16 protein-coding genes and 1 pseudogene are annotated in these 25,496 nt (G+C 70.7%); 7 read left to right on the forward strand and 10 right to left on the reverse strand.

The window, feature by feature from the left end; all coding sequences use genetic code 11:
* Both BT98_RS25755 and BT98_RS0122470 read right to left on the reverse strand, forming a co-directional pair.
* Window positions 1-301 (reverse strand): annotated as a pseudogene (locus tag BT98_RS25755) (transketolase); the annotation flags it as partial.
* 33 nt (window positions 302-334) lie between these two features.
* Entirely contained in the window at window positions 335-1,924 is a 1,590-nt protein-coding gene (locus BT98_RS0122470) for an ABC transporter substrate-binding protein (protein ID WP_019462112.1), read from the reverse strand.
* Window positions 1,925-2,084: 160 nt separating this feature from the next.
* Between BT98_RS0122470 and BT98_RS0122475 the strand changes: the two genes are divergently transcribed.
* Genes BT98_RS0122475 through BT98_RS0122485 form a run of 3 tightly spaced genes read left to right on the forward strand, consistent with a single transcriptional unit; the run spans window position 2,085 to window position 7,303 of the window.
* Window positions 2,085-3,005 carry a LysR family transcriptional regulator gene (locus tag BT98_RS0122475; RefSeq protein ID WP_019462111.1) on the forward strand — a complete coding sequence of 307 codons (921 nt, stop codon included), beginning with the start codon at window positions 2,085-2,087 and terminating at the stop codon, window positions 3,003-3,005.
* A 51-nt stretch (window positions 3,006-3,056) separates the two neighbouring features.
* Complete coding sequence (locus tag BT98_RS28320) at window positions 3,057-5,312, forward strand: hydroxymethylglutaryl-CoA lyase (protein WP_026033377.1); 2,256 nt, start codon at window positions 3,057-3,059, stop codon at window positions 5,310-5,312.
* Window positions 5,309-7,303: an aconitase family protein gene (locus BT98_RS0122485; protein WP_019462109.1), complete on the forward strand. Its 1,995-nt coding sequence runs from the start codon at window positions 5,309-5,311 to the stop codon at window positions 7,301-7,303. The genes BT98_RS28320 and BT98_RS0122485 overlap by 4 nt, the downstream gene beginning before the upstream one ends.
* 16 nt (window positions 7,304-7,319) lie before the next feature.
* Here BT98_RS0122485 and BT98_RS25770 read toward each other — a convergent pair whose 3' ends face one another.
* Window positions 7,320-8,159 (reverse strand): alpha/beta fold hydrolase, encoded by an 840-nt coding sequence (locus BT98_RS25770; protein ID WP_157223119.1) that lies wholly within the window; start codon window positions 8,157-8,159, stop codon window positions 7,320-7,322.
* Window positions 8,160-8,296: 137 nt separating this feature from the next.
* On the opposite strand from BT98_RS25770, the gene BT98_RS0122495 reads away from it, so the two are divergent.
* Window positions 8,297-10,135, forward strand: coding sequence for a glycoside hydrolase family 15 protein (locus BT98_RS0122495; RefSeq protein ID WP_019462107.1), 1,839 nt, complete (start codon window positions 8,297-8,299; stop codon window positions 10,133-10,135).
* Window positions 10,136-10,218: 83 nt separating this feature from the next.
* On the opposite strand, the gene BT98_RS0122500 is transcribed toward BT98_RS0122495, so the two are convergent.
* Together BT98_RS0122500 and BT98_RS0122505 are read right to left on the reverse strand one after the other, a co-directional pair.
* Window positions 10,219-10,860 (reverse strand): aspartate/glutamate racemase family protein, encoded by a 642-nt coding sequence (locus BT98_RS0122500; RefSeq protein ID WP_019462106.1) that lies wholly within the window; start codon window positions 10,858-10,860, stop codon window positions 10,219-10,221.
* An 83-nt stretch (window positions 10,861-10,943) separates the two neighbouring features.
* On the reverse strand, window positions 10,944-11,885 hold the full coding sequence (locus tag BT98_RS0122505) for an N-carbamoyl-D-amino-acid hydrolase (RefSeq protein WP_026033376.1): 942 nt from the start codon (window positions 11,883-11,885) through the stop codon (window positions 10,944-10,946).
* A gap of 116 nt (window positions 11,886-12,001) precedes the next feature.
* Here BT98_RS0122505 and BT98_RS0122510 point away from each other — a divergent pair, with 116 nt between their 5' ends.
* Entirely contained in the window at window positions 12,002-12,892 is an 891-nt protein-coding gene (locus BT98_RS0122510) for a LysR substrate-binding domain-containing protein (RefSeq protein WP_019462104.1), read from the forward strand.
* A 32-nt stretch (window positions 12,893-12,924) separates the two neighbouring features.
* On the opposite strand, the gene rbsK is transcribed toward BT98_RS0122510, so the two are convergent.
* The 3 genes from rbsK to BT98_RS27045 all read right to left on the reverse strand — a co-directional run bounded on the left by rbsK (window position 12,925) and on the right by BT98_RS27045 (window position 19,618).
* The gene (gene rbsK, locus BT98_RS0122515) at window positions 12,925-13,893 is read right to left on the reverse strand and encodes a ribokinase (RefSeq protein ID WP_019462103.1); all 969 of its coding nucleotides are present in this window, start codon (window positions 13,891-13,893) and stop codon (window positions 12,925-12,927) included.
* Between the two features lie 248 nt (window positions 13,894-14,141).
* Window positions 14,142-15,524, reverse strand: coding sequence for an aminotransferase family protein (locus BT98_RS0122520; protein WP_019462102.1), 1,383 nt, complete (start codon window positions 15,522-15,524; stop codon window positions 14,142-14,144).
* A 383-nt stretch (window positions 15,525-15,907) separates the two neighbouring features.
* Window positions 15,908-19,618: a PAS domain-containing protein gene (locus tag BT98_RS27045; protein WP_019462101.1), complete on the reverse strand. Its 3,711-nt coding sequence runs from the start codon at window positions 19,616-19,618 to the stop codon at window positions 15,908-15,910.
* A 416-nt stretch (window positions 19,619-20,034) separates the two neighbouring features.
* On the opposite strand from BT98_RS27045, the gene BT98_RS0122530 reads away from it, so the two are divergent.
* Window positions 20,035-20,247 carry a hypothetical protein gene (locus BT98_RS0122530; protein ID WP_019462100.1) on the forward strand — a complete coding sequence of 71 codons (213 nt, stop codon included), beginning with the start codon at window positions 20,035-20,037 and terminating at the stop codon, window positions 20,245-20,247.
* Between the two features lie 442 nt (window positions 20,248-20,689).
* On the opposite strand, the gene BT98_RS0122535 is transcribed toward BT98_RS0122530, so the two are convergent.
* Both BT98_RS0122535 and BT98_RS0122540 read right to left on the reverse strand, forming a co-directional pair.
* Window positions 20,690-21,670 carry a DMT family transporter gene (locus tag BT98_RS0122535; RefSeq protein ID WP_019462099.1) on the reverse strand — a complete coding sequence of 327 codons (981 nt, stop codon included), beginning with the start codon at window positions 21,668-21,670 and terminating at the stop codon, window positions 20,690-20,692.
* A gap of 273 nt (window positions 21,671-21,943) precedes the next feature.
* A complete protein-coding gene (locus BT98_RS0122540) occupies window positions 21,944-24,073 on the reverse strand; it encodes a cation:proton antiporter (RefSeq protein WP_019462098.1) in 2,130 nt (709 codons plus the stop codon).
* Between the two features lie 575 nt (window positions 24,074-24,648).
* On the opposite strand from BT98_RS0122540, the gene BT98_RS0122550 reads away from it, so the two are divergent.
* Complete coding sequence (locus BT98_RS0122550) at window positions 24,649-25,488, forward strand: undecaprenyl-diphosphate phosphatase (protein WP_019462096.1); 840 nt, start codon at window positions 24,649-24,651, stop codon at window positions 25,486-25,488.
* Window positions 25,489-25,496 lie beyond the last annotated feature (8 nt).

Here is a 25,496-nt window from a genome sequence, read left to right on the forward strand (position 1 = left end):
GCGCCGCCCCGCCAAGGTCCGGGCCTTCTTCCAGGCCCCTTCCGTCCGCTACGCCGCATAGACAACATGATACCTTTTTGAGGGCCGGATTAGTAACCACTATCCTGTCCTCTGGCCGGAGGACCGCCAGGTAGAGCGTGGTCAGGATCGTCGCCATGGAGGCGGAGGAGGCCTGGTGGCCGCCGACCTTCAGCCCGTCCGTGTTCGGGCGGAGATGGTTGGCATGATGGATGGTCCATGTCGCCAGCCAGAGGACCTTGCGCTCCAGCTCCGCCAGGGCCTGAAGATCGACGCCCGTCACGCCTTCCCCCTTTTCCCGGTGGACTGGAACCGGCTAGCTGCGCCGCACGTTCCAGAACTTCGCGAAGCCGGGCAGCACGCCCGCGACATCCGCGCGCAGCACCGTGGGCAGGAAGACCTGTGCGACGGGGATCCAGTTGGCCTCGCGCAGCGTCTGCACCTGCAGCTCGCGCGCGATTCGCTGGCGCTCCGCCTGATCCGAGGCCAGGAACCAGTCGCGGTAAAGCTCCTCCACCCGCGCGCTGGTTGGCCAGCCCACCCAGGCATCCCGGCCATTGGCCCGGATCGAAGGGACCACGGTCGGGTCGGTGAAATAGTCGCCGTCCGCGCTGACGCCGAAGATGTTCCAGCCGCCCTTGTCCGGCGGCTGCTGGTTGACGCGCCGCTGCACCACGCTGCCCCAGTCCATCGCCTGGTAGTCGAGGTTGAAACCCATCTTGCGCAGCAGGTCGCCCATGACCTCGCTGACGGCGTTGTTCACCGGGCTGTCGGTGCCGACCAGCATCACCACGCGCTCGCCCTTGTAGCCGGCCGCGGCCAGCTCGCGCTTCAGAGCGTCGAAGTCGCGCCGGCCGCGCATCTCCTCCAGCCCCGCCTCGGTGGCCATCGGGCCGCCAGGCAGGAAGATGCCGACCTTGCCGCCGCGCAGGCCAGGATCGGTGCCGCTGATCATCTGCTCGAACTCGTCCTGATTCACCACGGAAAGGACCAATCGGCGGATTGCAGCATTGTTGAAGGGCGGATGCAGGTGGTTGAACTGGATGAAGGCGATCGTGCCGGCGCGGTTGGTGATTTCCGCGCGCAGCGACCTGTCGCGCCGGACCAGGGGCAGCAGGTCGGGGATCGGCCGCTCCCACCAGTCCACCTCGCCGTTCTGGATCGCCGCCAGGGCGGTGGAGGCATCGGGGATCACCTGCCATTCCACCCGCTCGAAATGCACCTGCTTCGGGCCGCTGGAAAGGCCGGGCTGGCCGCCCTGGCGCGGCGCATAGCCGTCGAAGCGCGCATAGGCCACCCGCGCGCCCGGCAGCCGCTCATCGGGCAGGAAGCGGAAGGGGCCGCTGCCGATCATCTCCGCCATCGGCGTGCCGGGATCGGAGGGGATCAGCCGCGCCGGCATGATGAAGGGCGTGTAGGGCGTGGTCTTCGCCAGGGCGAGCGGCAGCAGCGGGAAGGGACGCTTCAGGCGGAAAAGGATGGTCCTGTCGTCAGGCGCGGACAGCTCGTCGGTCGCGGCCATCAGCGTCTTGCCGAAGGGATCACGGCGCGCCCAGCGGCGCAGGCTGGCCACGGCATCCGAGGCCAGCACAGGCTCCCCGTCATGGAAGCGGAGCCCGCCGCGGAGCCGCAGCATCCAGCTTCGGCCATCATCGGCGACCTCGTGGCCCTCCACCATCTCCGGCACCGGCTCGCCGACGGCGTTCAGGCCATAGAGCGTGTCGAAGATCATGAAGCCGTGGTTGCGTGTCACCGTGGCCGTGGTGATGCCCGGGTCCAGCACCGCCAGGTCCGCCTGCGGAATGACGCGCAGCACCGAGGAGGGGCGCCCATTCGTTTGGGCGCCTGCCAGCCGTGGGGCCGCGAGCGAAGCCATGCCCGCCGCGAGGAAGCTGCGCCGCTTCATGCCTTGATCTCCTCCCTGCCGCCGGGTTCGTCCCCGCCGGATCATGCTTTGGCCCAGGTCTAACCCTCCGGTCTCCGCAAGCCAAGCCGGTCTTTCGGCACCCTCCGGCAGCGGCCATCATCGCGCCACGCCAACCCCGATCCCGTGATGGGCATGCCTCATGAACCCCTTCCAGGCCGACTGGACGACCCTGCGCATCCTGCTGGCGACGGTGGAGCTCGGCAGCATCACCCAGGCGGCGCAGCGTTGCGGCATCGCCACCTCGGCGGCGGCGAAGCGTCTGCAACTGCTGGAACGCGACTGCGGCCTGCCGCTGCTGGAACGGGGTGCGCGCGGGGTGCGCCCGACTGCGGCGGGGGAGGCGATCGCGCAGCATGCGCGCGCCCTCTTCGACCTCTCGGCCCGCTTCGCCGGGGATTTCCGCGCCTTCGCCAGTGGCGGACAGGGCAGCGTCCGGCTGGGCGCCTCGGCCTCGGTGATCGCGGGCCACGACCTGGGGGCGTTGCTGGCCGGCTTCGCGGCGCGGTATCCCGCCATCCGTGTCGAGCTGAAGGAGGAGACGAGCGGCACGATCCTCCACGACCTCGTGGAAGGACGGGGGGACCTGGGACTGATCACCAGCGCCAGCGAGATCCTGTCCTCCCTGGAGGCCCGCCCCTGGCGGCGCGACCGGCTGGTCGTCCTGTGCCGGGCGGACCATCCCCTGGCGACGGCCCGATCCCTGCGCTTCGGTGCGCTGCTGGAGCATCCGCTCATCGGCGTGCAGGAGGGGGGCGCGCTGTCGCTGATCCTGGACGACGCGGCACGCAGGCTCGGCCACCGGCTGGAATTCCGCTTCCAGGTCGGCGCGACGGAGGCGGCCCGTGGCCTGGTGGCGGCGGGGCTGGGCCTCGCCGTGGTGCCGGAGGGACTGGCCGGGACAGGCCCCGGGACGCCTGCCCTGTGCGCCGTGCCGCTGGAGGAGGGCTGGGCGCGGCGGCAGTTGCGGCTGATCACCCGGCCGGCGGCGATGCTGCCCCCCGCCGCGCGGCTGCTGCGGGATCATCTGGCCCGGCCGACTTCCGCGGATGGCGGACGCTGATCCCGCCAACCACGGCTTCACCTCCGCGCCTCGCGGGGGCATCATGCGAGCATGAGGAACGCCAAGGAAAAACCCGCCGTCACGGTGCGGGAGGTAGGGCCGCGCGACGGCCTGCAGATGATCCGGTCGGTGATGCCGACCGGGACGAAGCTGCGCTGGATCGCCGCCATGGCGGAAGCCGGTATCCCGGAGATGGAGGTGGCGAGCTTCGTGCCGCCCGCCGCCATGCCGCAGATGGCCGATGCCACCGAGGTGGTCGGCAGCCTGCGCGCCTCGCATCCGGGGCTGCAGGTGATGGCGCTGGCGCCCAACCTGCGCGGCGCGCAGAATGCCGCGGCCGCCGGGGCGCAAGCGATCGTCCTGCCCGTTTCCGCCAGCGAGGCGCACAGCCGCTCCAATGTCCGCCGCAGCCGGGCGGAGCAGGTGGCGGAGTTCCGCCGCGTGGTGGAATGGGCCCGCACGCTCGGCGCGGCGCGGCCCTCGATCGAGGCCGGGATCTCCACCGCCTTTGGCTGCTCCCTTCAGGGCGAGGTGCCGGAGCGCGAGGTGATCGCCCTGGCCGCCGAACTGGCCGGGGCCGGGGCCGATGCTGTCGCCCTGGCCGATACGCTGGGCTATGCCAGCCCCCGGCAGGTCCGCCGCCTGGTGCGCGCGGTGCGGCTGGAGCTCGGCCCCGTGCGCCTCGGCAACCTGCATCTGCACGATACCATGGGCACCGGGCTGGCCAATGTGCTGGCCGGGCTGGAGGAAGGCGTGCGCGGCTTCGATGCCGCCCTGGGCGGGCTCGGCGGCTGTCCCTTCGCCCCCGGCTCGGTGGGCAACATCGACACGGAGGACCTGGTCTATCTCCTGGAATCGGAGGGCTTCGACACGGGCATCGATCTCGCCGCGCTGATCGAAACGCGTGCCCTGTTGCAGGAAGACCTGCCCGGCGAGGTGCTGCACGGCCGTGTCGCCAGGGCCGGCATCCCGCGCACCTTCCATCCGGCGCGGGAGGCCGCCGCCCGGCCGGCCGAGGCGGCACCGGAGGCCGTCCCGGCCACGCCGCGCGGCACGACCGGTCCGCTGCATGGCATCCGCGTGCTGGAATTCACCCATATGATCATGGGGCCGAGCTGCGGCATGGTGCTGGGCGATCTCGGCGCCGACGTGATCAAGGTCGAGCCAGGCCCGGAAGGCGACAACACCCGGCGCCTGATGGGCGCGGCGATCGGCTTCTTCCCCAGCTTCAACCGCAACAAGCGCAGCCTGTGCCTCGACCTGAAGCGCCCCGAGAGCCTGGAACTGGTGCGCCGCCTCGCCGCCGAGGCCGATGTGGTGCTGGAGAATTTCCGCCCCGGCGCGATGGACAAGCTCGGACTCGGCCATGCCGATCTTTCCGCGCTCAATCCCCGGCTGATCTATTGTTCCTGCAAGGGCTTCCTGCCCGGCCCCTACGAGCACCGCGCGGCGCTGGACGAGGTCGTGCAGATGATGGGCGGCCTCGCCTACATGACCGGGCTGCCTGGCAAGCCGATGCGCGCGGGCTCCTCGGTCAACGACATCATGGGCGGCTTGTTCGGCGTGATCGGCATCCTGGGCGCGCTGCGCGAACGCGAGGCCACGGGGCGGGGCGCGCATGTGCAGTCGGGGCTCTTCGAGACCAACATGGTGCTGATGGCGCAGCACATGGCCGCCAACGCCATCACCGGGCAGAACCCGCCTTCCTTCGGCGATCCGGCCATGGTGAAGCCCTGGTCGGTCTATGACGTCTTTGACACGGCCGATCCCGGCGAGCAGGTCTTCGTCGGCGTCGTGACGGAGACCCAGTGGCGCGGCTTCTGCGAGGCCTTCGGCCTGTCGGACCTGTTGCGCGACCCGGCGCTGGCCACCCAGGCGCAGCGCGTGCTCGACCGGTCCCGATACCTGCCCCGCGTCGCGGAGGTCTTCCGGCGGCTTTCCAAGGCCGAGCTGATGGCCCGTTGCGAGGCGCTGGGGCTGAGCTTCGCGCCGATCGCCCGGCCGGGCGACCTCTTCGACGATCCGCATCTGCGGAATTCGGGCGGCCTGCTGGACACGGAGATGGCGAGCGCCGAAGGCGCCGCCCGCGTCGCGCCCGGCGGCACCGCCGCGCGCCCGCTGGCGGGGCTGCCGGCCCTGCCCGTGGCCGTGGACGGCGCCCGCCTGGGGCTGCGGCGCCAGCCGCCGCGTAGCGGCGAGCACAGCCTGGAGATCGCGCGGGAGGCCGGGCTGTCCGAGGCAGAGATCGGGCGCATGGCAGCGGCGGGCCTGCTCTGGGCACCCGACCTGCCGATGGCGGCGGAATGAGCGACCGCCTGGAACTGCCGGGACGCGTCCTCTTCCTGTCCGGCGACCCGGAACTGGTCACGGCGCAGCTCGGGGGCTGCGACCTGACGCTTGCCGAAGCGGGGCGGCTGCGCGACGACGTCTCCACCGACGAGATCACCCCCCTGCCGTCGCTCGTCCATTTCGACGAAGCGCTGGCCGACCATGCCTATACCGGCGTCAAATGCGATGACGCCTTGCCGTTCCAGCCCGGAGCGGCGCGCGCGGGTGGCTTCTCGGTGGTCGTCGCCGGGGCACGCTACGGCAAGGGCTCCTCCCGCGAGCACAGCCCGCTGGCCGAGAAGATGGCCGGCATCCGGCTCGTCATCGCGGAGAGCTTCGAGCGTATCTACCGCCAGAACGCCGACAATCTCGGGCTCTTCACCTCGACGGATTTCGGGCTGGTCGAACGCATCCGGCGCGGCGAGTCGATCGGGGTGGAGGAGCTCGTCGCGGGCCGGGACGCGGTCACCGCCGCCGTGCTGCGGGCCGGCGGGCTGCTGGCCTACGGACGGTGCGTGCTGCGGCACGCATCCGGCGCACGCCCGGCGGTGTTACCGGGGCCGCAGACCCTGGCCGCCAAGATCCTGGCCCGCCATGCCGTGGCGGTTCCGGGTGCCGGGGAGCGGCCCGAACCGGGCTCGGGGATCTTCGTGCGCGCCGACCTGCGCTTCATCCACGACATCTACACGGCGATGTGCCGCTTCATGCTGCGCGGCGCCTTCGGCGAAACGCCGGTGCTGGAGGACCCTGGCTCCATCCTCACCTTCGAGGACCATTATTCCTACGCGCACCGGAGCCCGGCACATGTGGAGCGCGGATTGCTGCCGCATGTCCGGGCGCTGTCGGAGGCGCACCGCGCCTTCGTCGCCGAGCATGGGCTGACGGATCACGGCTACCTTCCGGGCGGAGAGGGCTCCGAAGGCATCTCGCACGCCCTGGTGGCGGAACGCTACGCCCTGCCGGGGCGGCTCATCGTCGGCACCGACTCCCACACGCCGCACAGCGGTGCGCTGGGCTGCCTGGCTTTCGGCGTCGGCACCACGGACATGGCGAATGCCATGGTGACCGGCATGGTGCGGCTGAGGGTGCCGGAGGTGCTGCGCATCGAGATGCAGGGCAGCCCGCCGCCCGGCGTGACCGCGAAGGACATCGTGCTGCATCTCCTCGCCCGGCCTGGGCTGAAGGCCGGCACAGGCGTCGGAAAGGTCTTCGAGTTCGCGGGGCCGGGCGTTGCCTGCCTCGGCATCGACGAGCGGGCCACGCTCACCAACATGACGGCCGAGCTGGGGGGCTTCGCCGGGATTGTCGCCCCCGATGCCGAAACCCGGCGCTTTCTGCGCGATCGGCGCGGCATCGACTTCGAGCCGGAACCCTGGATGTGCAGCGATCCGGGGGCACCCTATGCCGAGGTGATCACCCTGGACCTGTCGCACCTGTCGCCCATGCTCGCCGCGCCGGGCGATCCGGGGCGGGGCGTGCCCGTCGCGGCGCTGGACGGGCCGGTGCGGATCGACATCGCCTATGGCGGCTCCTGCACCGCCGGGAAGCGCGAGGATTTCGACCATTACCACGAGGTGCTGGCCTGGGCCGTGGCGCGCGGACTCAGGCCGCCGCCGCATGTCCGGCTGCTTCTGCAGTTCGGCACGGCGGCCGTGCGGGACTATTGCGCGGCGCGCGGCTACCTCGACACCTTCGCGCGCATTGGCGCCGAGATCCTGCAGCCGGCCTGCGGCGCCTGCGCCAATTGTGGCCCCGGAGTCTCGGTTTCTCCTTCCCAGGTGACGGTCAGCGCCATCAACCGCAACTTCCCGGGCCGCTCCGGCCCCGGCCAGGTCTGGCTCGCCAGCCCGCCGACCGTGGCCGCCAGCGCCATCGCGGGGGAGCTGATCTCCTTCCAGGCGCTGCGGGAGCGATATCCCCTCTCCATGCCGGGTCTCGCGGGGGGCGCCGGGAAAAGCGTGCCCGGCTGACGCGACGGTGCGGCGCTCAACGCGCGCATTCGGCCAGGAAGTCCCGCATCAGGGCCGCGACACGCTCCGGCCCTTCCAATGGCAGGAGGTGCCGGAGGCCCGACAGGACCTCCAGCCGGGATTCGGGGAAGTGCGGCGCCATGAGCCTCCGTTGCGCCGCCGGGCCCAGATCCGCGTCCTCGCCGCCAGCCAGGATCAGCGTCGGATAGGGCAGGATGCCGACGCGCCGGCCCCAGTCCTCCCGGCTGCCGGATTCAAGCCAGTGGCGCCAGGCGGCGGGGTTGGCGCGCAACACGTCCTCAATCGCCAGGCGGCGTGACTCGGGCGGCAGTGTGACGACGTTGTTGTCGATGAAACGCTCCGCCTGGGCGCGGCGCTCCTCGGGCGGTCCCTGGAACCATCCGAGCATTTCCTCGCGGTGGGCCTCCGCCATGGGTTCGGGCGAAGGGGGCGAACCCGCCAGCAGGACGAGCCCGGCCAGGCCCTCCAGCCCCGCCTCCCCGTCGAGCGCCCTTCGCGCCAGCACCGCGGCGAGCTTGGCCCCCATGCTGTGCCCCACCAGGACCCAGCGGCCAGGGGGACAGCCAGGGGGACAGCTAGGGAGCTGTGCGGCGATGATCCCGGCGAGGCGATCCGCCATGTCGGCGACGGCGTAGCCGGGTTCCGCCGCCGCCGCGCCGAAGCCCGGCAGATCGAGGGCCAGCGGCCGCACCCCCTCCCCCAGGCACCGCGTCACCTCCTGCCATTCCCGGGCACTGCCGCCGAGGAAGTGCAGCAGGACGAGGCGGATCGCGTCCGGGCCATTGCGGTCCGCGGCCGGGGCGCTGGAAGGGGGCCTGGGAGGGGTTGGTTCCATGCAGGGCAACTGGGGGCGCATCGCGCGGCATCAAGCGGCCGCCGGCACCCGGTTCCGCGTCTTTCCGGCAGGCATCGTGCCACTGGGGCGGTTGCGCTTCCCGCTTTGCTCCCCACAGACAGACGATGCAACGAGACATGCACCGGATCTCCATTCCCGCCCCGGCGGAAAGCCCGCCCGAGGGCGCCGGCTTTCCCATCCAGAACTATGCCGCGCTGGGCGACGGGCGGTCCGTGGCGCTGATCGCGCCGGATGGGGCGGTGGGCTGGTGGTGCGTGCCCAACATGGACTCACCGCCCCTCTTCGACCGGATCCTCGATCCCGGAGAGGGCGGCTATTTCCAGATTCGCCCCGAGGGTGCCTTCGAGGTCGAGCGGCGCTATCGCCCGGACAGCAACATCCTGGAGACGCTGGTCACCACCCCGGGCGGGCGCGTCCGGGTCACGGAATCCTTGAACAGCAGCCTGGCCGGGCGCCTGCCCTGGAGCGAGTTCGCCCGGCGCATCGAGGGCCTCGCCGGAACGGTGCGGTTCCATATCCAGGCGGTCTTCGGCACGCGCGGAGACACGGCCTCGCCCTGGCTCCAGCCCAACCCGAACGGCTGCGTCTTCCATGTCGGTCCGCTGCTCGGGATGATGCGCTGCACGCCGAACATCCGCATCCTGGAGGAGCAGGACCGCAGCATCACCGCCACGGTGACGCTGTCCGAGGGTGAGCGTGCCACCGTCGCCCTCCTGGCTGCCGAGGACGAGCCGCTGGGCGTGCTGCCGATCGAGGAGATCGATGCGCGGATCGATACCAGCGACGAGGCCTGGCGCAGCTGGGCGGGGGACCTGCGCTATGACGGTCCGCACCGGGAGGCGGTCCGGCGCAGCGCCCTGGCCCTGAAGCTGCTGCTCTATTCACCCTCCGGCGCCATCGCCGCGGCTGCCACGGCCGCGTTGCCGGAACGGATCGGCGGCGACAAGAACTACGACTACCGCTATGCCTGGATCCGCGACGCCGCCTATACGGTGAACGCCTTCCTCCGCATCGGTGCCATGGCGGAAAGCAAGGCCGCCTTCACCTGGCTGATGCAGCGGCTGGGCGAGCACGGTCCCCGGGTACTCTATACGCTCTGCGGCGACAAGGCACCGGAGGCAAGGGTGATCGAGGCGCTGCCGGGCTATCGCGGCTCCGGCCCCGTGGTGATCGGCAATGCCGCCGCGCACCAGCACCAGCACGGCGTCTATGGCGACATCTTCGAGACGGCGGCGCTTTTCGTCGGCGACGGCCATATCATCGACCAGCGCAGCGCCCGCGTGCTGTCCGGGCTGGCGGATGAATGTGCCGATCGCTGGCGGCAAAAGGATTCCGGCATCTGGGAACTGGAGGAGCCGCAGCACTACACCATGTCCAAGATCAGCGCCTGGCAGGCCCTCGCCCGTGCGGTGGAGCTGGCGGAGGCCGGGCACCTGCCCTCCACCTGCGTGCCGCGCTGGCAGCGCGAGCGGGACCGGATCGCGGCATGGATCGACACGCATTGCTGGTCCGAGAAGCGCCGCGCCTATACCTTCTTCCCCGGCACCGAGAGACTGGATGCCTCGCTGACCCTGGCCGTGCGCTTCGGCTTCGACGGACGGGAACGCCTGTCCTCGACGCTGGACGCAATCCGGGCGGAACTCGGCCGGGGCGCCCTGCTCTACCGCTATTCCGGCGCCGAACAGGAAGAGGGGGCCTTCCTGGCCTGTTCCTTCTGGATGGCCGAGGCCCTGGCCATGCTGGACCGCGACGCGGAAGCCGAGGCGGTCTTCACCGGCACGCTCGACGCCGTCGCCCCCGGGGTCGGCATCATGAGCGAGATGGTGGAGCCTCGGACCGGCGACCATCTCGGCAATACGCCGCAGGGGCTGAGCCACCTTGCGCTGATCCATGCCGCCTGCACGCTCCGGGGCGACCGCAAGCGGCCGTTCGGGCGCAGGGAGGGCGCGGGCTAGAACAGGCTCGCCGGCGGGGTGCATGGGGCCGGGGTGCCCGCGTCTTCCCCCCGGACCGTGGTCCCTGTGCCCGGTGCGGGGGACTATGCCAGGGTGGCGAGCAGGGCCTGGGCGACGGCCGCCTGGCAGGGCTCGATCACCGGCAGGCCGAGCGCATCCTCCAGGAAGCGCCGGTGCCCGGCCATGCCGGCGCAGCCGAGGATCACGCTGTCCGCTCCCCGTGCCTTCAGCGCCTGCCCGAGTTCGAGCAGGCGGGGCCGGGGTCCTTCCGTGCCCGTCAGGATCTCCATGGGCAGGTTCAGCGGCAGGCTCGCGACGCAGCGCGCCTCCAGACCCATGGCCTGCAACACGCGGCGCTGACGCTGCACGCTCGCCTCGACGAAGGCGATGATGCCGAAACGCTCGCCCCGCGCCACCGCGGCGGCGATGCCGGAACGCAGCGCGCCGAGAACCGGCCGCGGGGTCACGCTGCGGAGCAGGTCGATGGCCGGGTCGGAGACGCAGGCGATGACATAGGCCTCGGCTGGCTCCGCCTCCACGAGACGGCAGAGCGGCTCGGCCACTGCGTGCCAGTCTCGCCAGGTCGCGATGGCGGGTGGACCTTCCGGCAGGCCGGTCACTTCCAGCCGGGGCCCGTGCGCCATGGCCTGGGGCTGCACCGAGGCCCGGATCGTGTCGGTGCAGCTCGGCGAGCTGTTCGGGTTGATCACCAGGATACGGGACATGCCGGAAGCCTTTCCTGCGAAATGGATCGCCCGGCAGGTCGCAGCCGCCCCGCGCAGCCCGTGGCTGCCAGCGCCTGCGCACATCAATCCGGCAGGATGGCACCGACCTGCTCGGTGATGCGGCGGTAATGCTCGGGGCGGCGATGGGCGGCGAAGTTGAACATCTTCTCCTTGCCCTGGCGGCAGGCGTCGAGGTCGCAGTCGGCCACCACCACCTCGTCGCCCAGGGTCTTGGCCTGCGCCACGATCACCCCGTTCGGATCGACGATCACCGAGCTGCCGATCAGCCCGGAGCCGTCCTCGTTGCCGGCCTTGGCCACGCTCACCGCCCAGGTCGCGTTCATGTAGGCATTGGCCTGCGCCGCCAGGTTGGAGTGGAAGGTGCGGATCTCCTCGTTCTCGGTGCTGCCGCCATTCGGGTCATAGGCGGCGGAGTTGTAGCCGATCAGCATCAGTTCCACGCCCTGCAGCCCATAGGCACGCCAGGCTTCCGGCCAGCGGCGGTCGTTGCAGATCAGCATGCCCATCACCGGCCGGCCCCAGGCCTCCGGACCCCGGAAAGCCTCGAAACCCTGGTCGCCGTATTCGAAGTAGCGCTTCTCCAGCTGCTGGAAGCGGTCCCCCACACGCGGCTCCACCGAGCCGGGCAGGTGCACCTTGCGGTACCTGGCCAGGATGCTGCCATCGGGGCTGGTGGTGATGGCGCTGTTGAAGCGCCGCCCTTCCGGTGTGCGCTCGGCATAGCCGACATAGAAGCCAACACCCAGCGCCTTCGCGCGGTCGAAGAGCGGCTGCACCGAGGGGTTGGGCATGGCTGTCTCGTAGTACTGGTCGAGCTCCGCCCCCTCCAGCAGCCAGCGGGGGAAGAAGGTGGTGAAGGCCAGTTCGGGGAAGACCACGAGCTGCGCCCCCTGGCCTGCCGCCTGTTCCAGCAGCGCGATCAGGCGGGCCAGCACCGCTTCCCGGCTGTCCACGCACTGGGTGGGTCCCATCTGGGCGGCGGCGAGGCGGAGGATGCGGGACATGGCGGGAACCTTGTTGGCCGGAAGCGCTCCGATCATGCGAAGCGTTTCTGGGCAGCACAAGGGCCAATGCCATGGAATAATTGCCGGAGTTATATGGTTTGTTTATAGGCTGCCGCATGCTTACGCTGCGCCAGCTGGAAATCCTCCGCACCATGGTCCGCTTCCAGACCACCATGGCCACAGCCCGGCACCTGAACCTCTCGCAGCCCGCGGTCAGCACCGCCATCCGCCAGATCGAGGCGCAGCTCGGCTTCCCGCTCTTCGAGCGTGTCAACAACCGCCTCCATCCGCTGGAGGCAGCGAGCATCGTGCAGGAGGAAGCAGAGCCCCTGCTCGCCCTGCATGCGGCGCTGACGGATCGCCTGCAGGACCTGCGCGAGGCCAAGACCAGCCGCCTGCGCATCCTCTCGACACCGCCCCTGGGACAGGGCGTGGTGCCGCGGGTGCTGGGCGGCTTCGCCCGGCGCCATCCGAAGCTGAAGATCCATTTCGACATCCGCGACCTGAACGACGTCGTCCGCGCCGTGGAAAGCGGGGCCGCCGATCTTGGCATCGGGCTCGGCCTGGGGCCTCAGGCGATGCTGGAGGTGGAGGTGCTGGCCGAGGCGCGGATGGTCGCCATCTGCCCGCCCGGCCATGCGCTCGCCGGGCTTGCCGTGGTGACACCCGGGGATCTGGGCGCACACAGCCTGGTCGCGCTGGATGCCGATACGCGCATGGGGGCCGCCGTGCGTCATGCCTTTCAGTCCGCGCGGCAGCCCTTCCTGTTCCGGGCGGAGGTCCGCACCTGCAGCACCGCCTGCGCCCTGGTCGAGACGGGCACCGGCGTCTCCGTGGTCGATCCCTTCTCCGCCGCGCATCCGCCGCCCGGCAGGCTGGAGATCCGTCCCTTCGAGCCGGCCATCCCTGCCACCGCCTGGGCCTTCTGGTCGAACCGCAAGCCGCTCTCACCACTCGGCCGCCGCTTCATCGGAGAGGTGAGACTTGCACTGGCGCCGAAGCCATGAGGGCTGCCCGCCGAACAGTGAGCGCCGAGCTGTCAGAACGCTCCGCGCGCCCCGGTCAGGCCGGCGCGGAAGGCCTCGAAGCCCGCGGCATCCGCGAAGGCCTTCTGCGTGCCGGGGCGTGTGATGGAATCCGCGGCATAGGTGGCGCCCCAGGCCATGGCGGCCTCGATGTCGCGCGAGCGGACGTAGTGCTGGGCGAAGGCGCCGATGAAGGCGTCCCCGGCACCGCTGGTGTCGCGCGGCCGGACCGTCACGGGCGGCACATGCCGCACCCTTTCCGCCGTCACCAGCAGGGCCCCTTCGGCCCCCAGCGTGACGATCACCGTGCGGACGCCTTTCTCCACCAGCACCCTCGCCGCCCGCTCCGCTTCCTCGCGCGTGGCGGTGGGCAGGCCGGTCATGATGGCGAGCTCCGTCTGGTTCGGCACGAGGAAGGTGGCGGCGAGGACCCGTCCGACATCGAGCTCCGGCGTCGCCGGCGCCGGGTTCAGCAGAACCTCGATCCCTTCCCGCGTCGCCCAGTCGATGGTGTGGTAGACCGTCTCCAGTGGGATCTCGAGTTGCAGCAGGATCAGGCTGCATCGCCGCAGGTCCTCCGCCGCCGCCTCGACATCGGCGGGCAGCAGGTGCTCGTTGGCGCCCTTGACGATCAGGATGCGGTTTTCGCCTGAAAGTTCGACGAAGATCGGCGCCACGCCGCTCTGCGTGCCCGGCACGGCACGGACATGGCGCGCGTCGATCCCGGATTCCTGGAAGTTGCGGATCGTGCCCTCGCCGAAAAGGTCGTCGCCGACACGGCTGACCAGCATCACATCGCCCCCCAGCCGGGCGGCGGCGACGGCCTGGTTGGCACCCTTGCCGCCATGGCCCATCGAGAAGGACGGGGCCGCCAGGGTTTCCCCGGCCTCGGGCATGCGATCGATATAGGTCACGAGATCGACCATGTTGCTGCCGACCACGCCGATACGGCCGCCGGAACTATGCCTGTTGCTTCCGACCATGGTTTCCTTGGTCCCCTCGTCTGTCTTGTCATTGGCCGGTCAGCGGCGCCAGCCTCGCTGGCTCCAGGGGCGTTTGATCGGATGCATCGCGCGTTGGCATCCCCCGGGGGCGCAGCATTGGCGCCGATAGCCCAAGGAGGCCAGTTGTCGGGCGGCGGCCTCCTTGGGCGTGATACGAACCATTGCTTTCAGCGGCCTGCCGGCCCGCGAAGGTCGCCGCCGATGCGGCGGGCCTCACGGGCAGGACGCTAGGCGGTGACGGCGGTCAGCGCCTGGTCGATCGCATCGGTGATGCGGTCGATGTCCTTCTCCGTCGCGATCAGGGCGGGGCTGAGGGTCAGGGTGTTGTTCAGCCCCGGCAAGGAGCGGTTGGTGGCGCCGATGATGACGCCGGCCTCCATGCACTTCGCCACCACGGCCTGGACCTTGGCCTCGGCCAGCGGCTCCTTGGTCCTGCGGTCCGCCACCAGCTCGGCGCCTTGGAACAGGCCGCAGCCGCGCACGTCGCCGATCACCGCATGGCGTTCCATCAGGGCCAGCAGGTTGCCGCGCAGGCGCTGGCCCATCGCCGTCGTGTTCTCCAGCAGGCCCTCATCCTCGATGATCCGCATGTTCTCCAGTGCCGCCGCAGGGCCGGCGAGGCAGCCGCCGAAGGTGGAGATGTCGCGGAAGTAGCTCATCGGATCGGCGGCATTGTCCTTGAACAGGTCGAAGACCGCCTCGGTCGTCACGGTGCAGGAGATCGCTGCGTAGCCCGAGGCCAGGCCCTTCGCCATGGTCACGAAATCCGGCTTCACCCCATACTGCTGGTAGCCGAACCAGGCCCCCGTCCGGCCCAGGCCGCAGACCACCTCGTCGATATGCAGGAGGACGTCGTACTTGCGGCAGATCTCCTGCACGCGCGGCCAGTAGCTGGCCGGCGGGGTGATGACGCCGCCGCCGGCGGTGATGGGCTCCAGGCAGATGGCCCCGATCGTGTCCGGCCCCTCGCGCAGGATGACCTCCTCGATCGCATTGGCGGCGGCAATGCCGTAATCCGCGGCATCCGGGTACTGGCTGCGGTACTCCAGGCAGTGCGGCACCTCCACGAAGCCCTCGGGGAAGGGGCCGTAATCGGCATTGCGCTGCGGCTGGCCGCAGGCGGCCAGGGCGCCGAAGGTGGTGCCGTGGTAGTCGCGCTCGCGATAGAGGATCTTCCACTTGCGGCCGCCGTGATGGCGCGCGGCGATCTGGCGCACCATCTTGAAGACCTTCTCGTTCGCCTCGGAACCGGAGTTCGAGTAATAGACGCGGGTCAGGCCCGGCATCTTCTCGATCAGCCGCTTCGCGAAGGCCGCCCCCGGCGCGCTACCCTTGGCGCCGGCGAAGTAGTTCAGCTTCACCAGCTGCTCGCGCACCACATCGGCGATCGATTCACGGCCATAGCCGACATTGACCGTCCAGACCCCACCGGAGGTGGCGTCCAGATACTCCTTGCCCTTGGCATCCCACACGCGCATGCCCCGGCCTTCGACCATCAGCTGCGGATCGACGGTCTCATAGGCCTTGTGCTGGGAAAGATGGTGCCAGACATGGGCGCGGTCGGCCTCGATCAGCCCGGCGATGTCGTTGGTCTTCGGAACGTAGTTCATGATCAGCCCTTCGCTGGATCGTCCGGACCGGACATGCGCCGTACGATCAGATGCCCCATCAACATGCCCCCTGGCCGACATGCTCCCGGCACGGGCGAACGCAGGCACGCGCCCGGCTGCCCCGACCGGCCCGTTCGGCATCCGGAAGAGCCGCACGCCACGCCCTGTGGCAAGGCGTCACGGCCCATGACCCGATGGAACAGGCCGGCCGCGATACCAGGAACATGCTGGAATGACGGCGTCGGGAAGCGTAACGCGATGCGGCACCCGGCCTCAAGCCCCGGCGGGCATCGCGCGGAGCGGAATGCGGCGGAGGCCCGGCCGTCAGGCCCGGTCCACCATGCGTATGCCACCCGGCGAAGCGGACGCGGCCTGGGGGCGGCCTATCCTGCCGCGATCAGTTCCCGGATGCGGCTGGCCAGGGCCTCCATGGCGAAAGGCTTGGTCATGACATGCATGCCCGGCTCCAGGTGCCCGTCGCCCACCACGGCGTTCTCGGCATAGCCGGTGATGAACAGCACCTTCAGCCCCGGCCGTCCGACCCGGGCAGCATCGGCCATCTGCCGGCCGTTCATGCCGCCGGGCAGTCCGACATCCGTCACCACCAGGTCGACGCGGGCATCGGATTGCAGCACCCGCAGGCCCGAGGCGCCGTCGCCTGCCTCGATGGCAGCGTAGCCCTGTTCCTCCAGCACCTCCATCACCAGCATCCGCACGGTGGGATCGTCGTCCACGACGAGGACGGTCTCGCCGAGTTCCGCCCGGGGCGCCTCGGCCAGTTCGGGCACCGGCTCGGCCACCTCGGCCTCGCCCAGGTGCCGCGGCAGGTACAGGCACACCATCGTGCCCTGCCCGACCTCCGAGTAGATACGCGTCTGCCCGCCCGATTGCCGGGCGAAGCCATAGATCATCGACAGGCCCAGCCCCGTGCCCTGGCCCAGCGGCTTGGTGGTGAAGAACGGGTCGAAGGCCTTGGCGATCACGTCGGGCGCCATGCCCATGCCCGTATCGGAGACGCAGAGCGAGATATACTGCCCCGGCGCGGTGTCGCGTTCGCGAGCGGTGCGCTCGTCGAGCCAGCGGTTGGCCGTCTCGATGGTCAGCCTGCCGCCATGGGGCATCGCATCCCGCGCGTTGATGCACAGGTTCAGCAGCGCGTTTTCCAGCTGGTTGGGATCGACCAGCGTCGGCCACAGCCCGCCCGCGCCCACCACCTCCAGCTCGACGGAGGGCCCGACGGTGCGGCGGACCAGCTCCTCCATTCCCGCCACTAGGCGGTTCACGTCCGTCGGCTTGGGGTCGAGGGTCTGCCGGCGCGAGAAGGCCAGTAGCCTGTGGGTCAGGGCGGCGGCCCGCCTTGCCGCGCCCTGGGCGGCCCCGACATAGCGATCGACGTCCTTGTACCGCCCCTGGGCGACGCGGGTGCTGAGCAGTTCCAGCGCACCGATGATACCGGTGAGCAGGTTGTTGAAGTCATGCGCGATACCGCCGGTGAGCTGGCCGACGGCCTCCATCTTCTGGCTCTGGCGCAGCTGCTCCTCGGCGAGCAGCAGGTCGGCCGTGCGCTCGGCGATGCGCTGTTCCAGCGTCTCGGTCAGGGCGCGCAGCTCGGCGGTGGCACGGTCGCGCTCCGCCTCCATGGCGCGGCGCTCCTCCACGTCGACCAGCACGCCGGGAAAGCTCAGCGGCGTGCCGTCGGGCGCATGGTCGACGCGGCCATTCGCCTCGATCCAGTAGTACTGCCCGTCGTTGCGCCGCACCCGGTACTGGTGGGCATAGGCGCCGCCGCGGGCGATGACGTCCTCAATGGCGGCGATGAGGCCCGCCTTGTCGTCGGGATGGACGGTCGCGACCACCTGTTCGAGGCTGAGGCCGACGCGCCCGAGCGTGGGATCGAGGCCGAAGCTGCGGGCGAAGGCTTCGTCCACCGTGAAGCGGTCGGTCGGCAGGTCCCAGAACCAGGTGCCCACGATGGCCCCGGCCGCGAGCGCGAGCTGGACGCGCTGGATGTTCTCCCGCGCCAGCGCCTCGCTGGCGCGCAGGGCGGCCTCCGCTTCCCGTCGCGACGTCACGTCGCGGAACAGCACCGACACCTGCCGCCGGCCCGCCGGCTCGATCCGGGCGGCCGAGACCTCGATATGGCGTCCCGCCGCGGCGAAGTAGCGCTCGAAGCGGATCGGCTGGCCGGTGCGGAGCACGCCTCCGTAGAGCTCGACCCAGCCATCCGCCTCGTCGGACGCGAAGCCCCGGATCGTCCTGCCGACGATGTCAGGGATGCCGGTATGCCGCTCGTAGCCGGGATTGGCCTCGACATGAACGTAGTCGCTCAACGGTCCGTGCGGCCCGTCGAAGAACTCGATGATGCAGAAGCCGTCGTCGATCGAGTTGAACAGGGTGCGGTACCGGGTCTCGCTTTCGCGCAGGGCCTCCTCGGCCCTCTTGCGGTCCGTGATGTCGAGCACGGTTCCGATCAGCCGCACCGGCTGCCCATCCTCGAAATGCGTCTCGCCCTGGGCGGAGACCCAGCGCTCGATCCCGTCCCGCAGCCCGACGGTGCAGTACTCGGCGGCAAAGCGGCCCGATCCCGCCGGGTCCATGGACCGCCGCACCGCCTCGTCCGCCCGCACCCTGTCCTCAGGATGCAGTCCCGCCAGGAAGGTGCCCTCGTAGCTTACCGGCACCCCGGGCGGCAGGCCGAACAGCGCGCGGCAGCGGTCGTCCCAGGTCAGCTCCTCCGTCCGCACCCAGTAGTCGAAGGTGCCGATCCGGGCCCCCGCCGTGGCCAGCCGCAGTCGGTTCTCCCGGTCGCGCAGGGCGGCGTCGGCCCGGCGGCGCTCGCTCTGGTCGAGCAGGGCGCCGATCATGCGGACCGGCCGTCCCTCCGCGTCGCGGATGACGTAGCCGCGGTCCAGCACGTCCGCGTAGCTGCCATCGGCCCGGCGGAAGCGGTATTCCTCCGTCCAGCCCGTGCCGGTGCCGTCGATCACCGCATGGATGCTGCGATCCACCCGCGTCCGGTCCCCGGGATGGATCTGGGCGATCCACCAGTCCCCGGTCGGCTCCACCTGCCCGGGGGTCCAGCCATAGGCATCTTCCAGCGCCTCGTTCCAGAGCACGCTGTTGTCCGCGAAGCTCCAGTCCCAGATCGCGTCGCGGGTCGCCCGCTGCGCCAGGCGGAAGCGTTCGTTGATCGCTTGCAGCGCCTGGCCGGCGAAGTGCTGTTCGGTCCGGTCCCGCAACATCTTGAGGTAGCCGGTGTGGGCGCCCCGCTCGTCCCGGAGCTGCATCATCTCGCCCGAGGCCCAGAAGCGGGAGCCGTCCTTGCGGCGGTGCCAGCGTTCGTCGGCGGCCCGGCCGTCCCGGGTCGCCCGCTCCATCTCGGCCTCCGGCAGGCCAGCCGCCTGGTCCTCCGGCACGAAGATCACGTCCGCCGCCCGGCCGAGCATCTCGGCCTCCGTCCAGCCCAGGATATTCGCCGCTCCGGTGTTCCAGCCGGTGACCCGCGCCGCGAGATCCGTGCTGATGATGGCGAAGTCGGTGGCGCTGTCCAGGATCTGCCGCCGGAGCGCCTCCGACCGGGCCTGCTGCGCCAAGCTCAGGCGGAGGGTCAGCTGGCTCATGACCTGGCGGGCCAGGGTCTTCAGCACGAATCGCTGCCGGGGCGTCAGGCCCTCCGGCCGGGGCTTCGTGTCGAGGACGCAGAGCGTGCCCAGGGGCAGCCCGTCCGGGGTTTCCAGCAGATGGCCGGCGTAGAACCGCAGCCCCGGTTCCGAGGTGATCAGCGGGTTGCAGTTGAAGCGGGGGTCCTCCAGGAGGTCCGGGACAACCAGTTCGCCGGGCTGGAGCATCATCCGGGAGCAGATCGAGTTGTCGAGTGGCATCTCCCGCACGCCCAGGCCGACTTCCGCCTTGAACCACTGTCGGCTCTTCGCGATCAGGTTCACGGCGGCCATGGGCGCCTCGAGCAAATCGGCGGCCAAGCGGGCGAGGTCGTCGAAATCCTGCTCCGGGGGCGTGTCGAGAATGGCGTAGCAGTCCAGAGCCGCGAGCCGGTCGGCCTCCGTCCAGGGACGGTCCTCGTTCTGGTCGGTCACGACGATCGGGACTCCACCGGCGCCTTGTCCGCCGGGCGGCTGGCCTGTCCGGAGGATCGGGTGGACCGGCCATCGCCAGTGACCCTGGCCTGGACGGCCACGCCGGCTATCCGGCGTCGCCCCGATGCCCCTCGCTCCCTGGTGCAGGGCGCAATTCGGACGCAGGCAGGGCTACGGGGGGAGCTGGAAGGCATGAAGGCCGCCTATACCAATGGTACGATCGGGATGAAATCCTCATGCCGGGAACGCCGTGATACCCTCCTCCAGTTGCAGAGGTGTCTGCCGTGACACGATCGGTCCGCTCGCGATCGTAACCGGCCCCGCGCCCGGCACATGAGGGATGGAACCCTGGGGGACCTTGTGACGCACTGCATGGGACGGCAGTAATCCACGCTCTGTGTTTCCGGGGTTTCTTCATGCGTTGGCTCTATCCGCTGATCCTGTGCGCGCTCGCGGGATGCTCCGGTGGGCTCCGCACGGCGAATACTCCGGCCAGCCCGGCCGACAGGGCGGCCTTCTGCGCGGAACAGGCCCGGCAGACGGAGGCGAACTACGCCGCGAAGGACCAGTTCGACGCCTACGTCGCCGGTGCCCAGGCACACCGGGATTGCCTCAGCGCGGGGCACTGAAGGCCGGCTTTCCCTGCGCCCTAGAAGGGCCGGTGGATCAGCGCCGCAAGGGAGAGCGGCAGCGCCGGCGGCATGACCAGGGCGCGGAGCTTCAGGAAGCTCCAGGCGCTGGCGTCCTGGCCCTCGCGGCGGATCGCGACGAGCCAGAGCAGGGTTGCAAGCGAGCCGGTGACGGACAGGTTGGAAATCGGCCAGGAAGACGTTCAGCCCGTCCAGCCCGTAGCGGATACGGGGGAGCGTGCCGCTGCGTGGCGGCGGGTGGGCGGCAGGGGCCATGCGGTCGGCATCCTCGGACGGGCCCTGGCCAAACGCCGCGGTGCCTTTCCGGGTTGGCACGGACATCCTGGCCCGGCAGGCTTCGCCCGGGCTGGACCGCCATCCGCTGCCGGACAGGTTCCGCGAAGCCATGCGGCCGCCCGCAGGAGGCACGGGCCGCCGGCCTTCAGCCGGCCTCTCCCCGCCGTTCCCGCGCCCGCAGCCTTTCGCGATGCGCGGTGTAGAGGCCGCTCGCGATGATCACGCCCGAGCCCAGGAGCATGGCCTGCCCCGGGAAAGCGCCGAAGACGACATAGCCGACGAAGGCGGAGGTGACGATCTGGCCATAGGAGAAGGGGGCCAGCACCGAGGCGGGCGCCTGACGGTAGGCCTGCACCACGAGCATCTGCCCCGCCGAGCCCAGCACGCCATGCAGCAGTCCGAGGCCGAGCTCCCAACCCGTCGGCATGCGGAAATCAAAGGGCAGGAAGAGGGTCAGCGCCACGAAGCCGGTGCAGGCCGTCCAGAACATCGTGGTCCCGGGATGGTCCGCCACGCCGATGCGGCGGGTGATCACCACCGCGCCCGCCCAGGCCGCGGCGGTAAGTAAGGGCAGGACGGCCGCCCACTGGAAGGTGCCGCCGCCGGGCTGCACCACGATCAGCACGCCGACGAAGCCCACCAGCAGCGCGATCCACCGGCGTGGCCCGACCACCTCCCCCAGCACCGGGATGGAAAGCAGGGTGATGAAGGTCGGCGCCACGTAGTTGATGGCGGTGGCCTCGGCGAGCGGGAGGTAGCCGAGGCCGATCACGAAGAGGACGGAGGAGGTGAGGACGCAGAGCCCGCGCAGCAGTTGCAAACCAGGCCGCCGCGCGTGAAGGCCGCGGAAGCGGTTCCTCCCCAGAAGCGCGAGCGTCATCGCCACGAAGACGAGATAGCGGATCCAGACGATCTCGCCGCTCGGCAGGGTGCCGCGAAGATGCTTGGAGACCGCGTCGGAGCAGGAGAAGAGCGTGACCGCGCCGAGGATCAGCAGGATGCCGCCGAGCACGTTGTCCTGCGGCGCCAGGCTGGCCGGAACGCTGCCGCGCGGGGCGGTGGCCGGGGCGAGATCCGGAGGGATGGGCACCTCCGTGGCGGGTTCTTCCGTGGGGTCCGCCGCCATGCCCCCGTCCGGCCTGGCCGCGCCATCCGGTGCGGCTGCGGAGAGGGGTCTCGGTCCAGTCATGGTGCTCGCTGCGATCCGTGTTCGGGAAAGGGGGAGGTATCCGGCCGACATGGCCACAGGATGGGCGGAGGGGGCAAGGCGCGGGGACGTCGTTCCAGACGGCCCGGAATGCAACCCCGGGGACCGATCCTCTCCATCTCCGCTCCCGCCGCTTCCCGCTGTCCCGCGGCCCCGGAACTCGAATTCGGCCGCGCCGGCCATCCGCCGCGGTCAGGGCGCGGCCTTCGGCGCCTCGTCCTGCCGGCTTTCCCGGCCGTCGCGGCGATGCGGCGGCCGGGTCAGCGCGATGCGCCAGGAGGCACGCATGGTGCGCTGGATCCGGTCCGCGACTTCCGGCGAGATCAGGCTCTCGTCCCGTATGCGGTCGATCACCCTGGCCCCGTCGCGCAACCCTTGCAGAAGCAGCAGCCGCTTCTCCAGCGTCGCGGTGATGTCGGGAAAGCGGGCACGCATCTGGTCCACGGCCTGGTCCAGGCGCTCGATCCGGCCCACCAGGACGCTGTCCAGCAGCACGGTCATGCGGCCGCTCAGCAGCGGGCCGATGGAGGCCTGGTTGTAGCGGCGGAGCTGCTCCAGGACCGCGCGCCGGCAGAGCAGGAGCTCGAAGCGGTCGGAGAGCGCATTCTCCAGCGGGCGGCGGAGGCCGAGGCGCCGGTCGAGCCATTCCAGGACCGGCATGGTCCAGCCCGATTGCAGGATCCTCTGCGCGGCGCGGTTGTAGCCCAGGCGGCCCTCCCGGCGCGCGGCATCGATCATGTCGCCGGTGTTGCGCATCATGGTATCGAGGTTGCGGATGGAGATGACGCCGCTGCTGAACAGCGGGATCAGGCTGCGCTCGCGCGTGGCCAGCGTGACCAGCCCGATGATCAGGCGGTCCCGCTCGGGCAGGGCCAGGTCGAAATCCTCCTGCGCCAGCCCGGCTTCCATGCCGGTGCGGTATTCCGCCGCCGCCTGTCGGGCGATCTCCTCCGGCAGATGGAAGGTCCTGGCGGTCTCGGCCATCCGTCCCAGCACCTCGGTCGTCGCCAGATGCACCGCCTGCCACTGCAGGGCCTGGTTCTGCGGCGAAAGGCGGTCGATGCCCAGCATACGGATCACCCAGCGCAGCGTGGTGCCGTTCACCAGCAGGCTGAAGAGCACGAAGGCGGTGGCGAAGCGGGCGACGAAGAGCCGCTGTTCCGGTGGCAGGACGGGGTTCTCCGCCAGGCCCAGCGCCAGCACCACCGTCACTGCCCCGCGCAGGCCGCCCCAGGCGATCACCAGCTTGTAGGCCGTGCTCACCGGCGCGCCGAGTCGCAGCCAGCCCAGCAGCGGCAGCAGGCCGAAGAGCACCAGCAGCCGCGCGCCGAGGGCCGCCACGACGAGGACGAGAAGCAGCAGCAGGTCGTGCAGCTCCATCCCGCCGAGCAGGTGGCGGGCCTGCAGCGTGGCCAGCAGGAAGATCATCGCCCCGGCCAGCATGGCGAGCTGTTCCCAGATGAGCTGGAGATGCGTCCAGTTCCGGGGCGAAAGCCGCGTGCGGCCCAGCGCGTTGATCACCAGGCCCGCCGCGACGATGGCCACGACCCCGGAGACCCCGATCCCCTGGTCGGCCAGCAGGTAGAGCGGATAGGGCAGCGCCAGGGTGAGGGCCGCCTCCGCCAGGGCGAGCCCGCCGAGGGCGGGGAGCAGCGCCGCGGTGATCCGGCCGGCGACGATGCCGAAGACGGCCCCGCCCCCCAGGGATACGGCCAGTTCCCGCAATCCGGCGATGGGCGAGGCCGCGGCCGCATCGCCGCTCAGCATCGCCAGCAGGACGCTCATGATGGCGATGGCGGCAGCGTCGTTGAGCAGGCTTTCCCCGGAGACCAGGCGCATGAGCCGCCCCGGCGCCCCGACCTCCCGGAACACGGCGATGACGGCGGCGGGGTCGGTGGTGGCGATGATCGCGCCGAGCAGCAGGCAGACCGTCAGCCCCTGCGCCGTGACCGCCGCCATGGCGAAGCCGATGACGGCCGTGGCCACGAAGACGGCCACCACGGCCAGGAGCAGGATCGGCCCCAGGTCCGGCAGCATCTCGCGGAACTCGATGGACAGCGCCGACTGGAACAGGAGCGGCGGCAGGAAGACCCAGAGATAGGCCTCGGCCGGCAGGCTGGGGCTGAACAGCAACGACAGGCCATCCTGCACCGGCCCCGGCAGAATGGCCGCGGCGAAGGGAAGCAGGCTGCCCAGCGCGATGCCGGCCAGCGACAGGACCGTGGCGTCCGGCAGGCCCGTGCGGGCCGCCATGACCTGCACCAGGACGATCACCGCCAGGAGGCCGCTGCCCAGGGAGAGAATCGTCGCGATGAGACTCACGGGAGGGGTCCTGGCAGGAAGCGGCGGCACCACCCGAACCGGGGCACCAGCCCTGGCCTATCAGCCGGGCCCGCGCCTGGGAAGCGGCACCACGGCCGCCAGTACCGGCAGGCGTTGCGGCCATGCGGAAGCGCCGCCGCCGGGCCCCGCTCACGCTTTATTGGGAAAAGCACATCACCCGGCGAGGAGGTGGCAATGTCGCCGCCCCCATGGTGCGGGTCCTTCCGGGCCGCAGAGGCGTCGACGATGTTCCGTTCCACCTCCGACGCGGGCGTCACGGCCGCGCTCTGCCACAGGAGCGGGAGGCGGACCGCGGAGCCTGACTGAAGCGCGCGGCACCCGTCGCCGCGGAGCGATGGCGTGTCCTTCGGGGCAGGCCACGGCTCCGACGGCATGTGCCCCGGTGCGGTCATGCCACGCGCCCGTTCCACCGGGTCCGGGATCACTCCTGGACCGGCCCGTGCCAGGCCTGGCTTCATCCGGCCCCCTGCCCTTCCGGCCTCACACCAACACCCGCACCCGGGCCAACTCCATCCCCGGCCGGCCCGGGTGCCGGACAGCAGGAGCAGCTTTTCTTGACAACCCTCCAGGCCATTCTGATCGCGATCCTGCAAGGCGCGACGGAGTTGTTTCCCGTCAGCAGCCTCGGCCATGCCGTCCTTCTCCCGGCCCTGCTGCGCTGGAACCTGGACCAGCGCGCGCCGGAATTCCTGCCCTTCCTGGTCATGCTGCATGTCGGCACCGCCCTGGCGCTGCTGCTCTACTTCTGGCGCGACTGGCTGGCCCTGATCCGGGGCGTGCTGGGGGCGGGACAGGCTGGCAAGGTCCGGGAGAACCGGCGCCTGCTCCTGCTCATCGTCATCGCGACCATTCCCGCGGTGATCGTCGGCTTCGTGCTGGAGCATTCGCTGCGGGGCCTGTTCGGCTCCCCCGTGGCAGCCGCGGCCTTTCTCGCGGCCAACGGGCTGCTGCTGCTGTTCGGCGAAAGGCTGCGCGGGCGCGCCACCGCGCCGCGCTCCATGTCCTCGCTCACGCCAATGGACGCCCTGGTGGTGGGGATCTGGCAATGCGGAGCCCTGATCCCCGGCATCTCGCGCAGTGGCGCCACCATCGTCGGCGGCCTGCTGCGCGGTGTCGGGCACGAGGGCGCCGCGCGGTTCAGCTTCCTGATCGCCACGCCCATCATCCTGGGCGCGACCGTGCTGGAGGTGCCGAAGCTGCTGCATGCGGCCATCCCGCCCGGCACCTTCGGCCTCTCGGTCCTGGCCGCTGCCGTCGCGGGGGTCACCGCCTGGCTCAGCACTGCCTTCCTGATGCGCTACTTCCGCGAGCACGAGGCCTGGGCCCTGAACCCCTTTGCCTACTACTGCCTGCTCGCGGGGCTGGGCAGCCTGGCCTGGCTGCTCCTCGCCTGAACGGCAGC

The sequence above is a fragment of the Roseomonas mucosa ATCC BAA-692 genome, from assembly GCF_000622225.1.
GTDB classification, from domain to species: domain Bacteria; phylum Pseudomonadota; class Alphaproteobacteria; order Acetobacterales; family Acetobacteraceae; genus Roseomonas; species Roseomonas mucosa.

Bases quoted from the DNA above. Each gene is read 5' to 3' on its own strand.
- BT98_RS0122520 (WP_019462102.1), bottom strand. From the start codon at position 15,524: ATGAACTACGTTCCGAAGACCAACGACATCGCCGGGCTGATCGAGGCC.
- BT98_RS0122530 (WP_019462100.1), top strand. From the start codon at position 20,035: ATGCGTTGGCTCTATCCGCTGATCCTGTGCGCGCTCGCGGGATGCTCC.
- BT98_RS0122500 (WP_019462106.1), bottom strand. From the start codon at position 10,860: ATGTCCCGTATCCTGGTGATCAACCCGAACAGCTCGCCGAGCTGCACC.
- BT98_RS28320 (WP_026033377.1), top strand. From the start codon at position 3,057: ATGAGGAACGCCAAGGAAAAACCCGCCGTCACGGTGCGGGAGGTAGGG.
- rbsK (WP_019462103.1), bottom strand. From the start codon at position 13,893: ATGGTCGGAAGCAACAGGCATAGTTCCGGCGGCCGTATCGGCGTGGTC.
- BT98_RS0122510 (WP_019462104.1), top strand. From the start codon at position 12,002: ATGCTTACGCTGCGCCAGCTGGAAATCCTCCGCACCATGGTCCGCTTC.
- BT98_RS0122495 (WP_019462107.1), top strand. From the start codon at position 8,297: ATGCACCGGATCTCCATTCCCGCCCCGGCGGAAAGCCCGCCCGAGGGC.
- BT98_RS0122485 (WP_019462109.1), top strand. From the start codon at position 5,309: ATGAGCGACCGCCTGGAACTGCCGGGACGCGTCCTCTTCCTGTCCGGC.
- BT98_RS0122535 (WP_019462099.1), bottom strand. From the start codon at position 21,670: ATGGCGGCGGACCCCACGGAAGAACCCGCCACGGAGGTGCCCATCCCT.
- BT98_RS25770 (WP_157223119.1), bottom strand. From the start codon at position 8,159: ATGGAACCAACCCCTCCCAGGCCCCCTTCCAGCGCCCCGGCCGCGGAC.
- BT98_RS0122505 (WP_026033376.1), bottom strand. From the start codon at position 11,885: ATGTCCCGCATCCTCCGCCTCGCCGCCGCCCAGATGGGACCCACCCAG.
- BT98_RS0122475 (WP_019462111.1), top strand. From the start codon at position 2,085: ATGAACCCCTTCCAGGCCGACTGGACGACCCTGCGCATCCTGCTGGCG.
- BT98_RS0122470 (WP_019462112.1), bottom strand. From the start codon at position 1,924: ATGAAGCGGCGCAGCTTCCTCGCGGCGGGCATGGCTTCGCTCGCGGCC.